Here is a 14,134-nt window from a genome sequence, read left to right on the forward strand (position 1 = left end):
AATAAATAATTCTACCTGACTGGTTTGATTTCCTTTAAATACCTATGCTTATGTGGTATTTATATTTTTCTAAAACGAGAGGGTAAAAATTGACAGTTAAACATAGTGATTGATAGAATAACCCTATGATTTAAAATAACGGAGGTAAATACAGCTTAATGGATGATTATTTGGTAAGAGGGGTTGCTGCGGACGGCAGCTTTCGTATATTCGCGGCCCAAACTACTCATACGGTGGAAGAAGCTAGGGCCAGGCACAATTGCTGGCCGGTGGCTGCGGCAGCCCTGGGCCGGACCATGACCGCGGGACTACTGCTGGGCGCCAATTTAAAAGGGGACGACCTTCTTACCATCAGGGTACTGGGTGACGGACCCCTGGGCGCCATCATTGTGTCAGCCAACGCCAGGGGGGAGGTAAGGGGTTATGTCCAGGAACCACAGGTGCATTTACCCGGCACCCCCGAGGGCAAGTTGCCGGTGGGAGCGGCTGTGGGCAAAGGGCACCTGCATGTTACCCGGGATATGGGGCTGAAAGAACCCTTTACCGGCAGCGTTGAATTGGTATCCGGGGAAATTGCCGAGGATATCGCCCATTATCTTACCCATTCGGAGCAAACTCCTTCCGCCGTGTCCCTGGGTGTTTTGGTGGATACCGACAACTCTGTGGTGGCCGCCGGGGGCCTTTTATTGCAGCTGCTGCCTAATACCAGTGATGAGGTTCTGGAAAAACTGGAACAAAACCTGGCTCAACTGCCCCATCTCAGTTCCCTGATCAAGGACGGGGAAACGCCGGAAGAGATCATCCACCGGGTAACCCGCAGACTTGAGGTTAAAATATTGGAAACCAAGCCGGTCTGTTTTTGCTGCCAGTGTTCCCGGGAAAGGCTGGAAGATTTACTGGTGGGGATCGGCAAAGACGAAGTGGCTTCTATGCTTGAGGAGCAGGGCGGGGCGGAGATTAGCTGTCATTTTTGTGCTGAACAATACCGCTTCGGGCAGGGGGACCTGCAAAGGGTTTTGGAAAGGATTGAAGCAGAGAAAAAAGAATCGTAATAAAGGGTTCTAAAAGCACAATAGGGGCGTAGGATTTGGCGCTCCTATTCTTATTTTAAAACACTACTTTACTAGAAAGCACTAACGGGGTGATGCAATGAAAATCTTAGTGGCGTCTGATTCCTTTCCATTGTCACCATTGTCAGCGGCCCCATGAGTCTGAAAGAAGCCATGACCAACGGCGCCGCTTTAACGGCGGATGCTGTAGAACGTACATTTAGATTATTTGCATTAGGCAGAAAAATTGAAGGATTTTCACGGGGTTATGAAGTAGTATAACAGGTAAATATTTTTTATGCCGGGTTATCTGAAAACATAAGAGTTTTTAAGGAGTGGTGGAATTGATTACGCATGTTGTATTTTTTAAATTCAAGGATCCTGCCGATATGGCCAAAGCCAGGGATGCCCTGCTGGGATTGCAGGGGAAAATTCCACAACTTCGTCACCTGGAGGTCGGGGTTGATGTGGTCCGTTCGCAGCGGTACTATGACCTGGCGCTGCTGGCCAAATTTGACTCCCTGGATGACCTGCAGGCTTACCAAATACACCCGGACCACCAGAAGGTTGCCAACTATATTTCAGAAATAAGAGAGTCTGTAGTGGCGGTGGATTACGAGTCTTAAACTGCCTTTAACAAATAGAAACAGCAGCAACTTACGGCACAAGGCCAGCGGTTGCTGCTTTTTCATCCAAACATTTATTTAACAAGTTTCCGGTATGAAAGATAGGAGTAAACGATGGTGATGACCAAAGGAACAAAGATTGCCGTTATAAGTAAGATAAAACCAAAGACCGGTGGAAAAAAACCGACAGCAGCCCGATAAAACCGCCGAGCACTATCAGTTTGCCTCCCAGGCGGTGTGTTTTATTCCACACCTCTTCGTTGGCCAGCGTCCAGGGAACTCTGAGGCCGGTAAAATAATTAAACCGTATTTTACCCAGATAGTTGCCGATAATCATAAACAATATGGGTATGGTAATTCTCATGAGCAAACTGACGTTAACACTATAGCCAAGGGCGCTTAACAAGGGGATAAAGGTGAAGACACCCAATATTATTACAATAGCCAATCTTATTTTTTCATAGGTTGAAGCAAACTTTTCATAGTTTTCTCTTTTCGGGTCCAGTTTGGGGATAACGGTCATAAAAAGATAAATCAGCAAAGGTAAAGCCGGCATAATGATTGCTGCAACCGCTTTATGAGAATACCCGTCCACTTGCCCCTGTTTGAATTAGATTTTGGGGGTCACCCGGCACAGGCAGTCGTAGTAGGGGGTGCCGAGGCCCATGTCCGGGATAAACTGGGGTGTCAAATGATTCACCCCGTTGCCGTGGCGGGCCCAGTGGCCTGGTAGACCAGTGCCGTGTCCGGGCGCACGATATCACTGATAACTGCTTTAAAAACGGCTTCGCCCCGGCGGGTTGCCACCACCACCGGTTGGTCTTGCCGGATTCCCGCTGCAGCGGCTGTGTCCGGGTGCAGGTAGACCGGCTGCACCTGGTGATACTTTTCATTTAGGTTCCAGAACTGGGAATGCAGGTAGTCCGGGTGGTGGGCGGAAATTAAGTGAAGCGGGTAGCTTTTTGCCAGTGCAGCGTCCCGTAAAGAACTTTCTGCCGGTTCCTCGTACACCGGCAGGGGGTTTACCCCGTCGGCCTCCGCCAGTTGAGAGTACAGTTCGAACTTGCCGCTGGGGGTGGCAAAATGTCCCTCCTGCCAGGTACATCCGGCGCCAGGGGATGCCGGACGGGACCCTTCTTTAACAGCTCCAGGGTGATGCCGTACCGGGATAAGGGGGCCAGGGCCTCTGCCAACCACTGCTCCGCGCTCAGATGGGGGAAATTAGGCAGTCCCATCCTTTGCGCCAGGCCGGCAAAGATGTGATGGTCCGAACGGCACTGGCCCACGGGGTCCACCACCCGGGGGGAATAACCCAGGTAATGGTTCCAGGAGGAATAAATCACGTCCTCTTCCTCCAGGAAGGTTGTGCAGGGCAGCACCAGATCGGCCATCTCAGCGGTATCCGTCATAAACATGTCAACCACCACCGTAAACTGCGATTGACGGAAAGCCTCCCTAACCCTGCCGGTGTGAGGAAGCTGGGTGACCGGATTGGAGCGGGTAACAAAGATCCCTTTAACAGGGGGGTCGTTGGCTTCTATGATGGCATCGGCCAGGGTGGGCCAGGGCAAAGTACGTGTCACTGCAGGCAGTTCACGCCCGTCTATGGGGGTCAATACCCCTTTCCAGTGACCTCCGGCATAATTGGCACCTCCGCCGGCAATACCGATATTGCCGGTGATGGCGGCCAGGGCGTCAATGGCCCGCACCGTTTGGCCCCCGTTGGTATAGCGCTGCAGCCCGTAGCCAAATAAAATACAGGCCGGGGAGATGGTGCCGTATTCTTTGGCCAACCGGCGAATTTGCCCTGCCGGAACCCCTGTGATGGAGGCAGCCCTTTCCGGCGTATACTCCTGCACCAGGTCCCGGTATTCCTCATAACCGTAGACATGCCGGTCAATATAGCGTTGGTTCAGCCAGTTGTTTTTTATTATTTCATGGGCTACGGCCAGCGCCAGTGCCCCGTCGGAGCCGGGACGGGGTGACAGGTGCAGGTCTGCCAGGGAGCAGCTGGCAACTTTAAGGGGGTTGATGACAATAACCCGGGCACCCTTTTTCCTGGCCTGCTGCAGCAGAGGCATCATTTGAATGTTTGTGCTGGCCGGGTCCCGCCCCCAGAGAAGAATTAACCGGGAGTTCAGGACATCCTCCCAACTGTGCAGCTGCAGTTTGCCAAAGTCATACCCCTGGGCCTTATAGCCGCTTCCCCAGCAGATGCTGCCGGTGGGGCGGGTGCAGCCGCCCAGGGCATTGAAGAACCGGTGGGACAGGGTTTTCAAGATGCCTTCAGAACCAGCGTTATCATGATGCAGGATGGCCAGGGGACCGTAAGTGTCAAGAATGTTTGTCAACTCCTCAACCATGATTTCGTAAGCGTTTTCCCAGGAAACCGGCTGCCAGCCACGGCTTGTTTTACGCATGGGTGTGGTAACGCGCTCCCCGCTGTAGAGGCGCTGCAGGTGTTTGGAGCGCCCTTTGCCGCAAATTAAACCTTATTGACGGGATGATTGTCGTCACCGGTAATTTTCATCACTTTGCCGTCCAGTACATGGGCCACTAGCCCGCAGTGCGCGTAACAATCCAGCGGGCAGTGGGTTCTTATTTGCTCCATTTCTTTCCCTCCTTGCTAAGCCTATTGTAGCATAAAAAGAAATGGCCGGGATTCGGCCATCTATAGAATATTGGATGAGGCTCCTGGTTTTGGCCATAATGATTGCGGGCTCATTGCCGGGTACCTGGCAGTTGTTAAAAGCCTTTCCAGAACACCGGCGGGCAAGGGCCTGCTGAACAAATAGCCCTGCATTCCGTCACATTGCTGCTGCCGGAGGAACCTTAACTGATCTTCTGTTTCAACACCTTCTGCGATAACCTTCATCTTAAGGTTGTGGGCCAGCACAATAATGGTGCTGACAATGGAAGCATCATCGGGGTCGACAGTAATGTCCCGGATAAAAGAACGGTCAATTTTAATAATATCAATGGGCAGTCGCTTAAGGTAACTTAAAGAGGAGTAACCGGTGCCAAAATCGTCAATGGCTATGGTGATGCCCATTTTTCTCAGTTCAAACAGGTTTTTTCGGTTAACTCCACATCCTTCATAGCCAGGCTTTCGGTAATTTCCAACGCCAACATGCGGGGGTTAAGGCCGGTTTCCCGGAGGATTTGGTCCATCTTTTTAACTAAATTTTGCTGCTGGAATTGACGGGCGGAAAGGTTTACCGTCACCCGCAGGGGAGGGAAGCCGGCATCCTGCCATGCTTTGTTTTGTGCACAGGCGGATCGCAGCACCCATTCATCAATGGGTACAATCAGCCCGGTATCTTCCGCCAGTGGAATAAATTCCCCCGGGAAAACGATGCCCAGCTGGGGGTGCTGCCAGCGAACCAGGGCTTCCATTCCCACAATTTTACCCGAGTGGATTTCTACCTGGGGCTGGTAGTAAAGGATAAACTCATCCCGTTCCAGGGCCCGGCGGAGACTGTTCTCCAGTTCCAGTCGTTTTATTGTTTTGGTGTTCATGGAAGGGGTATAAAACTGGAAATTATTGCGCCCCAACTCCTTGGCCTGGTACATGGCAGCATCGGCATTCTTCATTAATGTTTCGACATCCTCCCCATCATTGGGGCACAGGGCAATGCCGATGCTGGTGGTGATATGAAACTCGTGGCAGCCGATGATCCAGGGCTCTTTAAGGGCATCAATAATTTTTTGCGCCACCACCGCTGCATCTTCGGTCCTGGCAATGTCCTGCAGCAGGATGGAGAACTCATCTCCACCAATACGGGCGATGGTATCTCCTTTGCGCAAGAGTGAGGATAAACGGCTGGCAATACCTTTTAACAACTGATCCCCCGTATCGTGACCAAGGGTATCATTGACCATCTTAAAATAATCAAGGTCCAGGAACATAACGGCCAGCCTTTTGTTGTTTGGGCTGGCTTGGGTCAAAGCCACCGAAAGACGGTCATTAAAGAGGGTCCGGTTGGGCAGGTCAGTCAGTGAATCGTGGTAGGCCAGGTAGCGCAGGATTTCCTCAATCCGCCTGCGCTCACCCAACTCCTGTTGAGCGTCGGCATACAACCTGGCATTGTCCAGGGCAATTGAGGCCAACTGCGCAAAGCCGGTTAATAACATCAACTCCTCTTGACCCATCGGATAATTTTTTTCCAAGAAAGCGATTCCGATAATACCGACAACTTCTTGGCCGGATTTAAGTGGAACAGCTACGCCAGCATATATTTTTATAAAGTCAAACTTGGGTGAGCGACCGGACCAGGTGGAGTAATCTTCCACCGTCATTGGTTCACCGGTTTCCCAAACTTTACCGGCCAGCCCTTCTCCTCTCTGCAGGCGAAAGCCGGTTAGTTGTTTGTAATGTCCAATCCCCAATCGTAAAATGATTTCCGAGTGATCACTGTTAACCAGATAAATCCAGCCATGTTCAGTGCCCAAAAGAGCAGCCGCGCGAAAAACAATGGCTTCCAGCAGTTCATCCAGTTCCAGCCGGTCCATCAGTGCCAGGGCCGTTTGGTGCAGGGAGGTAAGATACTGGTTCTGCCGGGACATTTTTTCCTGGGCCAATTTGTAGTCCGTAATGTCATGGATATAAATGGACAACCCATCGGGTGAGGGGTATGCATGAATATTGAACCACTTTCCCCTTGGGTTATAGAAAAAATCAAATTGAGCAGCTGTTTGCCCGGACATGACGTTGTTTAATTGGTCGTAAATCAATGTGTTAACCAGCTGGGGGAACTCCTCCCAGAGGTGCTTCCCAATGATATCCACTTTCTTTATTTCCAGCAGCTTTTCCGCTTCAGCATTAATATAAGTTACTTCCCAGCGGCGGTTGACCGCGTAGAAAGCATCGGTGATGCTTTCTAAGATATTGTGCAGTTTTTGATGGGCCAGGTAAATTTCTTCGTTGGATTTTCTCAGTTCCTCTTCAATGGAAACAAGTTCTTCATTAACAGCCACCAGTTCTTCGTTGGCCGCCACCAGGTCCTGTTCCATTAATTTTCGCTCGGTAATCTCCCGACCCTCTGCCACCAGGTAAACTACTTCATTATTTTTATTAAGGACAGGGTTCAGGGTAAAATCAACATAAATAAATTCATCCGGGCCAATGCGATTCTTTACTTCATAATAGACGGTTTGTCCTGAAGCCGCCTTCTTGACGGCAATTTTCAGTTTTTTAGAGGCCTCGGGATCATAATTCCACAAGGGCGTGTCCCAGATTTTCTTGCCCACCAGTTCTTCGGGGCGCATATGAAGATACCCTGCTGCTGTTTCATTAACCAGTAACAGGGTGCCGTCAGGGGCCACTTTGGCATTTAGAGTGATCAGGTTGTCAATATAATCCTTTAATTCGCTTTCCTGGCACTTGAGGTTATGCACCGGCGAGGTCATATTTTTTGCTATGCTGATAAATTTCAGGATGAAGTTCCTTAGTTTCATAACAAAACCTCACGATCAACATAATGTGACCTGATTTATAAATACTACAAATAGAACCATTTACCTTTTTTTACAATGTTTTTTAAAAGAAAATAGTTATACAAATGCAGAGGCCCCCGGTTTCCGGGGGCCTCTCACCAACGGTTTTTTATTCATAGGAGAGTCTTTGCAATTCCTCGGTTAAGCGTCTGAATTCCTGCAGGTTCTTTTCGTCCAGCGATTTGTCAATCCTTACCATTAACGCTTTCCGCCGGGCTTCTTTACGATTTACGGTTCGTACGGCTTCCAGCAGCATCCTGTGGGCCACCGAGACAGGGTTGGGCATGGCTTTCACCTGTCTTTTATGGGAGCGGCTGCACAGTTTGCAGCCCGGTGGGCTGGCGTAGGATAGCCACATAAATAACTTTCTGGGAGGGTTGTTTTTTAGCTGATGAAGAACTTCATCCACTGAGCCATAACTGACATTGTTCAAACGGAAATCAAAGGGGAAGGTGTTGGTATACGCCGCGGAAACAAGCAGGGCATCCCTTTTGTCAGACAGCTTGTTGGTGAATTCGACTCTGGCTAATAAATTCCTGTTATCCCTGATAAACTCAAGTACACGGGCTGCTTCAGGTTTTTTCAACCGGTTGGTACGCAGAAACCAGACAATCAATTCCCTTTTTTCGGCCAGACTATTGGCTAGCATAGTGGTCCCCCCTTTAACAGAATAGTTAAATCTAAACATTAATAATTAGACTTTGGAACCCTTGAATCCTGCCTTGAGAACAACGGTAAAATGTTACATTTGTATGACGTCAGGGGGATAACCCATGTTTTCATTTTTATTCGTGCAGGGCTGCCGGTTTGCCTAAATAACAGGAATTGATAGCTGCCAATTTTAACATTGGTTGAATATCCTTTTGCTGACTGATTGGGGACGGTCAGGGCGCCAAACAGCACATTAAGCCAGTAAAAAAGCGTGTATTTGCGCTTAAAAAGCAGTTTCTGCCGTTTCGTTTTACTTGGCCGGGGCACCATCAGCAGCAGGCAGACGGCGGCGGCAACGGCACAGAGTCCGGCCAGGGCGAAAATCAGGCTGTAGCTCATGTCAAGGTAGCGAAAGCCCAAACCCAACAACCCCAGGGCCAGAACCAGGTTTGCCACCACCGCGATACACACGTCGGGCAGAAAAGGTAACAGGCCGGTGGTAAACACCACCAAAAAACCGGGCAGTTCCAGGGGAAATTCCAGACCTCCCCTGGCTACCTCGCCGATGTGGAATACATCATTTAAATAGTTGTTAAAGGACGGTTCATACAGGCCGGCATACAGGCCCAGAAAAGCCCCCGCTAAAATAAAAAGAAAAAGGTCCCGCTTCCGACGGGCCTCTGTGTATTCAGGCATCCTGGCGTCCTCCAACAGTATTAATCAGAAACCTACAATATCTATTTTAACAGCTATGTCCAAAAAGGCAATAAAAAAGGCCTCTCTAAGCCTGTTGCAGGGACTCTATTGCTTTCATTAAATCGTTGTTCAAGCGGGTGAACCAATCCTTCAATTCCTGCTGCTTTTGCAGGCGTGCCTCGTTTTGAGCAATGATTTGAGCCAGAGCCTTAATTGCTTTTTCCTTTTCGGACATATTTTAATTCCTCCTTTCTTTTGTTTTCATTCTACCACCTCAAAATTAAGTTGGTATTAATGTTGAATTAAGTTTAGATAATATGGCTATTTGTGTCAAGGGTAAAAAATTAATCCTATCCTTTCCCGGGGGGTGCTATAATAGTAGCAAAGATTCAAATTCTAAGGAGGTCTTGGTTGTGGATAGAGAGCTTGCTCTGGAGATTGTGAGGGTTACGGAGGTGGCAGCCCTGGCATCTTCCCGCTGGATGGGGAGAGGGAAGAAAAATGAGGCGGACCAGGCGGCCACCAGTGCCATGAGAGCGATGTTTGATTCCGTAAATATAAATGGCACCGTTGTGATAGGGGAGGGGGAAATGGACGAAGCCCCCATGTTATATATCGGTGAAAAGGTTGGTACCGGCCAGGGACCGGAGGTTGATGTGGCGGTGGATCCCCTGGAAGGCACCAACATCGTGGCCAAGGGTCTCAACAACGCCCTGGCGGTGGTGGCCATTTCCGACAAGGGCAACCTGCTGCATGCGCCGGACATGTATATGGAAAAACTGGCTGTGGGCCCCCGGGCCGCCGGGTTGGTCCATATTGACGACCCGATTCCCAGAACCCTGGAAATTGTTGCCCGGGCCAACCGCAAGAGAATTCAGGATTGTACCGTCATGATTCTGGAGCGGGAGAGACACGCCCAGATTATTGAGGCCGTACGCCGTACCGGCGCCAGGGTAAGGTTGTTCAGTGACGGTGACGTGGGCGCGGCCATCGCCACCTGCTTTGAGGAAACCGGTATTGATATTTATATCGGCACCGGGGGAGCGCCGGAGGGCGTTATCTCCGCCGCCGCCATTAAAGCCCTGGGCGGCGAAATGCAGGGACGCCTGGCCCCGGCCAACCAGGAAGAGTATGATCGTTGTGTAAAAATGGGTTTGCAGGACCCCAGGCAGATTTTGATGATGGACGATATGGTACGGGGTGAAGATGCCATCTTTGCCGCCACCGGCGTCACCGACGGGGAACTTCTCAGAGGTGTCCGGTTTGTGGGCAACGACCGGGCGGAAACCCACTCCATCGTCATGCGGGCCCGCACCAAAACCGTCCGCTGGATCAAGGCCCTGCATTGCATTCCCAACAAGCCTCACCTGGTGATGGAATAATATGATAACTGGAAAAGGACCGCCGCAAATTGTGGCGGCCTTTTTCTGTTACATGCGTTACATTTATTTGCTACCTGCCGTCTTTATGGATGAGTACTCAAAAAAATACCGCATAACCGTGAAATGAGGTAGGAAAATGACCCCAGCAACCAACCAACGCCACCCGGATGGGGATTTGCCCTTTGAAGAACTTTATGACCGTTACTTTGAGCCGGTCAACCGCTATCTCCGCTACCGGGTGGACAATACCTGGGATGCTGACGATTTGACAACCGCCGTCTTTATGAAGGCCCTGGAGAATTTCAGCAAGTACCGGGCGGATGGGCCCTTTGCGGCATGGATTTTTCGTATTGCTCACAACGTTTACGTTGACTACATTCGGGGTCGCCGGGAGTACGCCACTCAGGATGTCATGCTGGAACTGGCGGCGGGTTCCGATGACAGTCCCGAAGAAGCTGTCCTGCAGGGGGAAGAGGTAAAAAAACTGCGTCAACTTTTAAAGGATTTGGCCCCGGATTACAGGGATGTGGTGGCGCTGCGCTATGCCGGTGACTTGCGATTTGCCCAAATTGCCGAGATTCTGGGCAAAACGGAATCTGCGGTCCGCATGCTGCATCACCGGGCTCTCAAGCAGCTCAGGCAGAGATATGTTCGGGAAGGGGGGAGCGCCTGATGACCGAAGAGAGATTTCATGATGATGAAAATAAGGTTCTTCCCATTGAGGCGTACCTGAAGGCCCGGGAAGAAGGGGAAAACGGCATTTCACAATTGTTAAACCACATGCGGCAGGTCAGGGATGCGGTGCCGGTAAACCGCCGCCTGCAGGCTGAGCTGCGCAAGAAACTCCTGGAACGTCAAAAGGAGTTAATGAACCAGCAGCCGGTTCTCTCTCAACCGGCCCCTCATAAAGAGAAACCGCAACGTATAGATAAGTGGCGCCCTTGGCTGACCCCGTTCCTGGGAGCAGCGGCTATCATCCTGGTGGTGTTTGCTGTAAGCGGTTTATGGCGCTATAACAACGGGGAAGTTCACCTGGAAGCTGCCGGATCACCCCAGGAACTGACACGGTTCTGGACCGAAGAGCTGCCCCTGCAGCCCGCTGTCAGCCCGGACGGCAGCAAAATTTTAGTGGTGCGGGGCGGTGGACTGGTACTTCTTTCGGAAACCGGCGCTCAGCTGGCCTACCTGGAACCCCCGGAGGAGGTACCTTCCGCTCCCCCGGCTGGTCACCGGACGGCCGGCAGGTTTCCTTTGTCTTAAGCACCGAGAGTTCGGAAGAAATAAAAGAAATGGCGGCGGAAGAACTTCTTTCATCCGCCAAATCTAAAACCTTTAATTTACAGCAGATCGGCACTGCTTCCGATGAGAAAATATCTTCCAACATGGCAGATCAGGAAGCGGCCGTCGAAGGCGGAACCCAAAAGGTGATGGCCGGGAGTACAACAAAAACAATGCACTATTCCGATCTGGTTTACTCTCCGGACGGTAAAAACCTGGCCTATGTGGTAAACACGGTGGGAAAAGCTCCAGAAGTGTGGGTCCGCTTTTCTGACGGGGAGGACAAACGTGTTGCTGAAGGGGATGCCCCCACCTGGTCGCCGGACGGCAAACGCCTGGTTGTGCAACGACCCGATAAGTCCGGCAGCTACAAACTCTGGCTGGTGAATATCGAAACCGGCGGGGCCGACGTGTTGGGCCAGGGAGAAAATCCCGTCTGGGGCAAGAACGGCTACCTGGCCTTTTGCACCGAAAAGGCCCAGGAGCGAATTCTAACCTTTCTGCCCAACGGTGAGCCCCAGTATAGTGTACGCCAGCAAGTGGCGGAAATCCGGGTGGCTTACCTGGGCAAGGACGGTGCCCCGGCTTTAAAGAAATTGAAAAAAGACGAGGGCTGGCTGGCCATCAGCCACCTGCTGGTGGCGCCGGAAAACCGCATTACCGGGTTGGAAATCAACTGGCTGCGCCAGCAGGAATTAAGCGGCACTTACGGGCCAAAAACGCTGGTGTTAAATGAAATTCATAAATGCGAGGGTCAAGTTTTTGGCCCCGAGGGTAAATGGTTATTGTTTGCTCGCCAGGACGGCGACACCGTGGCTTTGCTTAAATTGAGGCTGGAAGAACGGTGGGAAAAGGAGAGAGACTAAGATATGCAAACGCTAGGCAATCAACCAGGGAGAAACACCTTTATCCCGTGGCTGATGATATCATTGCTGTTACTTGTCATTCTTGCAATGCCTGCTCCAGCCCTGGCAGCAGATGCCGCGCCGGTTCGGCTGGCTGTACAGCCCGGCTTGAGCGGTATCTACAAGTTAGGGGTTCCCACAGGGCTTACCATCGCCATTTCCAACCAGGGTGCGGAATTCAAAGGCCTGCTGGTGGTGGAGCCCGTTGATCACATGCTGGAACGGAAAGGGCCGCCTAACCAGAGTACCCGGTACCAAAAAACCGTTAAGGTACCTGCCAGGAGTTTGGTGCAAACCACCCTGGTGGTTCCCAGTGAAATGGTCAACGCCGGGGCCAGGGCCGTGCTCCTGGTGGACGGGGCGCCTGTGGCTGCCAGCCCCGTCCAGGGAACGGCGGTGGGCGGTGGTTTCATTGCCCTAAGTTTGGGAGAAAAGCCCCTGAGAGGGGGCCTCAGCGCCTGGCTGGATCAAACCTTTGGCGGGCAGACGGCCATTAAATTTCTTTCTCCCGCCTATCTGCCCGGAGATCCTCTGGAACTGGCGGTAGCAGATATTATTATCGTGGACGATATTTCTGTGACCCAGTTAAATAAGCAGCAGATTGGTCTGTTAAAGAACTGGGTGTCATTGGGCGGTATGCTGCTGATTTCCGGGGGAGCTGGCTGCTCACCCGGCGGGCCGCTGGCTGATCTTTCTCCTGTGGCAGCGGCAGGTCAGCAGGTTGTTGCCGCGGACCTGGGCGGGCTGCAGGTGGTTAAAGGGACCATGACGGCGACCACCGGCCGGCTGACCGAAGGTGAAGTCCTGGCCAGGGTGAACGGGGTGATCCTGGTGGCGTCCCGGGATTTTGGTAAGGGTCGCGTAATCTACAGCGGCATTCCCCTGGAGAACCTTACTTCAGAGTCGGCTGCCGTCTGGCCGCTGGTATTTGGCCAGAAAAACGGTCCCAACGGCTTCGATATGAAAATGAGCAGGGCTCAGGAAAAACGACAATATAACAACGATATGCTGGGGCACGCCGCCACGTACCTGCCCCAGCTAAAGACACCACCGGTGCCCCGGGTGGCCGCTGCCTGGGTGATCTACGTTTTGGTGGTAGGTCCGGTACTTTACCTTGTGCTGAAGCGTTACGACCGCCGGGATTGGATGTGGTGGATGATACCGGCCTGTGCCGTCATTACCACCGCCGTGGTTTATTTCATGTCACCGGCCCAGCGGATTCATGCTCCCATCAGTCAGACCCTGGCGGTGGTGGAAATCATGGACAGTGAAAGGGCGGAAGTCAATGCCACCGCCGCCTTTGTTAGTCCCTATGGCGGCACCTTAAATGTGGAAGGCGCCAAAGGAGCGGTGATCTGGCCCTCTAATCATTATTCTTCCAACAGGCAAAAATCTCCCGTCATTCAGTATGACGCCGAGGCCGGTCCCAGAATCTCCTTCCCGGATGTGGAGTACTGGTCCATGCGCCAGGCCAGGGCCACGGCCATTAAGAATGATGTGGGTTATATCAGCGGCAGTTTGTTCCTGGAAAACGGGTCCATTAAAGGAAAAATCGAAAACCATACCCAAATGAACCTGCGGGACTGCCGGATTTTACTGGGCGGACGATCCATTGCCCTGAACCGGATCCCGGCAGGCGGCAGTGTTGAGGTGAACCAGTCCCTGGCGAAATGGCCGAGCAGCCTGGGACCCAACGAATTCCGGGACCTGCTGGTTCCTCCCTTAAAACCGGGAGCAAATGATATTTATGTCAGAGAAAGACAAATGGTGGACGTGGTACTGGGGCCGCTGACCAATGTCCGCGGCAGCCAACCGGTCTTCTTCGGCTGGACCGAAGATTCCCTGGGGATGTTCAAAATTGTCTCGAACAAAAAGAACGTCCGGAACCACAACCTGGTGCTGGTGACCCAGGAACTGCAGCTGAACCTTCCCACCGGCCAGGTTGTCCAGCTGGCACCGGGCATGTATATGCCGAAAATGATAGAGAGCAGGGGGCTTTCAATCAAACACCCATGGGTTACACCCTCTATGAAGGGAAAATAACCCTGGGG

14 protein-coding genes and 1 pseudogene are annotated in these 14,134 nt (G+C 51.8%); 6 read left to right on the plus strand and 9 right to left on the minus strand.

The genetic code is table 11. The features are described 5' to 3' along the window. The first annotated feature begins 158 nt into the window (after positions 1–158). Together hslO and P378_RS01800 are read left to right on the plus strand one after the other, a co-directional pair. Positions 159–1,052, plus strand: coding sequence for an Hsp33 family molecular chaperone HslO (hslO, locus tag P378_RS01795; protein ID WP_099082075.1), 894 nt, complete (start codon positions 159–161; stop codon positions 1,050–1,052). 335 nt (positions 1,053–1,387) lie between these two features. Continuing rightward, complete coding sequence (locus P378_RS01800; RefSeq protein ID WP_338013799.1) at positions 1,388–1,675, plus strand: Dabb family protein; 288 nt, start codon at positions 1,388–1,390, stop codon at positions 1,673–1,675. Positions 1,676–1,820: 145 nt separating this feature from the next. Here the strand turns inward: P378_RS01800 and P378_RS01805 are convergent, their stop codons facing one another. From P378_RS01805 to P378_RS01830, 9 genes are all read right to left on the minus strand, one after another. After that, positions 1,821–2,270, minus strand: a complete 450-nt coding sequence (locus P378_RS01805; RefSeq protein ID WP_099082077.1) for an SdpI family protein — start codon at positions 2,268–2,270, stop codon at positions 1,821–1,823. 101 nt (positions 2,271–2,371) lie between these two features. Further along, positions 2,372–2,686, minus strand: coding sequence for a molybdopterin dinucleotide binding domain-containing protein (locus P378_RS20540; protein ID WP_238472745.1), 315 nt, complete (start codon positions 2,684–2,686; stop codon positions 2,372–2,374). 11 nt (positions 2,687–2,697) lie between these two features. Then, entirely contained in the window at positions 2,698–4,095 is a 1,398-nt protein-coding gene (locus tag P378_RS01810; RefSeq protein ID WP_238472746.1) for a molybdopterin-dependent oxidoreductase, read from the minus strand. A gap of 65 nt (positions 4,096–4,160) precedes the next feature. Then, positions 4,161–4,286 carry a hypothetical protein gene (locus tag P378_RS20545; protein WP_238472747.1) on the minus strand — a complete coding sequence of 42 codons (126 nt, stop codon included), beginning with the start codon at positions 4,284–4,286 and terminating at the stop codon, positions 4,161–4,163. Between the two features lie 60 nt (positions 4,287–4,346). Continuing rightward, positions 4,347–4,727 carry an EAL domain-containing protein gene (locus tag P378_RS22685; protein ID WP_274378620.1) on the minus strand — a complete coding sequence of 127 codons (381 nt, stop codon included), beginning with the start codon at positions 4,725–4,727 and terminating at the stop codon, positions 4,347–4,349. 5 nt (positions 4,728–4,732) lie between these two features. Continuing rightward, on the minus strand, positions 4,733–7,132 hold the full coding sequence (locus P378_RS01815) for a diguanylate cyclase domain-containing protein (RefSeq protein ID WP_274378621.1): 2,400 nt from the start codon (positions 7,130–7,132) through the stop codon (positions 4,733–4,735). Between the two features lie 148 nt (positions 7,133–7,280). Further along, positions 7,281–7,820, minus strand: coding sequence for a YpiB family protein (locus P378_RS01820; protein ID WP_099082078.1), 540 nt, complete (start codon positions 7,818–7,820; stop codon positions 7,281–7,283). A 38-nt stretch (positions 7,821–7,858) separates the two neighbouring features. Beyond that, on the minus strand, positions 7,859–8,518 hold the full coding sequence (locus P378_RS01825; RefSeq protein ID WP_238472748.1) for a hypothetical protein: 660 nt from the start codon (positions 8,516–8,518) through the stop codon (positions 7,859–7,861). An 85-nt stretch (positions 8,519–8,603) separates the two neighbouring features. Then, positions 8,604–8,753 carry a peptidase gene (locus P378_RS01830; protein WP_099082079.1) on the minus strand — a complete coding sequence of 50 codons (150 nt, stop codon included), beginning with the start codon at positions 8,751–8,753 and terminating at the stop codon, positions 8,604–8,606. A 178-nt stretch (positions 8,754–8,931) separates the two neighbouring features. Between P378_RS01830 and glpX the strand changes: the two genes are divergently transcribed. The 4 genes and pseudogenes from glpX to P378_RS01850 all read left to right on the plus strand — a co-directional run bounded on the left by glpX (position 8,932) and on the right by P378_RS01850 (position 14,126). Further along, the gene (glpX, locus tag P378_RS01835) at positions 8,932–9,900 is read left to right on the plus strand and encodes a class II fructose-bisphosphatase (protein ID WP_099082080.1); all 969 of its coding nucleotides are present in this window, start codon (positions 8,932–8,934) and stop codon (positions 9,898–9,900) included. Between the two features lie 136 nt (positions 9,901–10,036). After that, positions 10,037–10,573 (plus strand): RNA polymerase sigma factor, encoded by a 537-nt coding sequence (locus P378_RS01840; protein ID WP_099082081.1) that lies wholly within the window; start codon positions 10,037–10,039, stop codon positions 10,571–10,573. After that, a pseudogene (locus P378_RS23900) lies at positions 10,573–12,044 on the plus strand (TolB family protein). Before P378_RS01840 ends, P378_RS23900 begins: the two are co-directional and overlap by 1 nt. A 3-nt stretch (positions 12,045–12,047) precedes the next feature. After that, a complete protein-coding gene (locus P378_RS01850) occupies positions 12,048–14,126 on the plus strand; it encodes a hypothetical protein (RefSeq protein ID WP_238472751.1) in 2,079 nt (692 codons plus the stop codon). The last annotated feature ends 8 nt before the right edge of the window (positions 14,127–14,134 follow it).

It is taken from the genome of Desulforamulus profundi, from assembly GCF_002607855.1.

Excerpts from the sequence above, each read along its gene's own strand:
- hslO (WP_099082075.1), top strand. The coding sequence starts at position 159 with ATGGATGATTATTTGGTAAGAGGGGTTGCTGCGGACGGCAGCTTTCGT.
- P378_RS01815 (WP_274378621.1), bottom strand. The coding sequence starts at position 7,132 with ATGAAACTAAGGAACTTCATCCTGAAATTTATCAGCATAGCAAAAAAT.
- P378_RS01820 (WP_099082078.1), bottom strand. The coding sequence starts at position 7,820 with ATGCTAGCCAATAGTCTGGCCGAAAAAAGGGAATTGATTGTCTGGTTT.
- P378_RS01840 (WP_099082081.1), top strand. The coding sequence starts at position 10,037 with ATGACCCCAGCAACCAACCAACGCCACCCGGATGGGGATTTGCCCTTT.
- P378_RS20545 (WP_238472747.1), bottom strand. The coding sequence starts at position 4,286 with ATGGAGCAAATAAGAACCCACTGCCCGCTGGATTGTTACGCGCACTGC.
- P378_RS01825 (WP_238472748.1), bottom strand. The coding sequence starts at position 8,518 with ATGCCTGAATACACAGAGGCCCGTCGGAAGCGGGACCTTTTTCTTTTT.
- P378_RS01850 (WP_238472751.1), top strand. The coding sequence starts at position 12,048 with ATGCAAACGCTAGGCAATCAACCAGGGAGAAACACCTTTATCCCGTGG.
- P378_RS01830 (WP_099082079.1), bottom strand. The coding sequence starts at position 8,753 with ATGTCCGAAAAGGAAAAAGCAATTAAGGCTCTGGCTCAAATCATTGCT.
- P378_RS01810 (WP_238472746.1), bottom strand. The coding sequence starts at position 4,095 with ATGCGTAAAACAAGCCGTGGCTGGCAGCCGGTTTCCTGGGAAAACGCT.
- P378_RS22685 (WP_274378620.1), bottom strand. The coding sequence starts at position 4,727 with ATGGGCATCACCATAGCCATTGACGATTTTGGCACCGGTTACTCCTCT.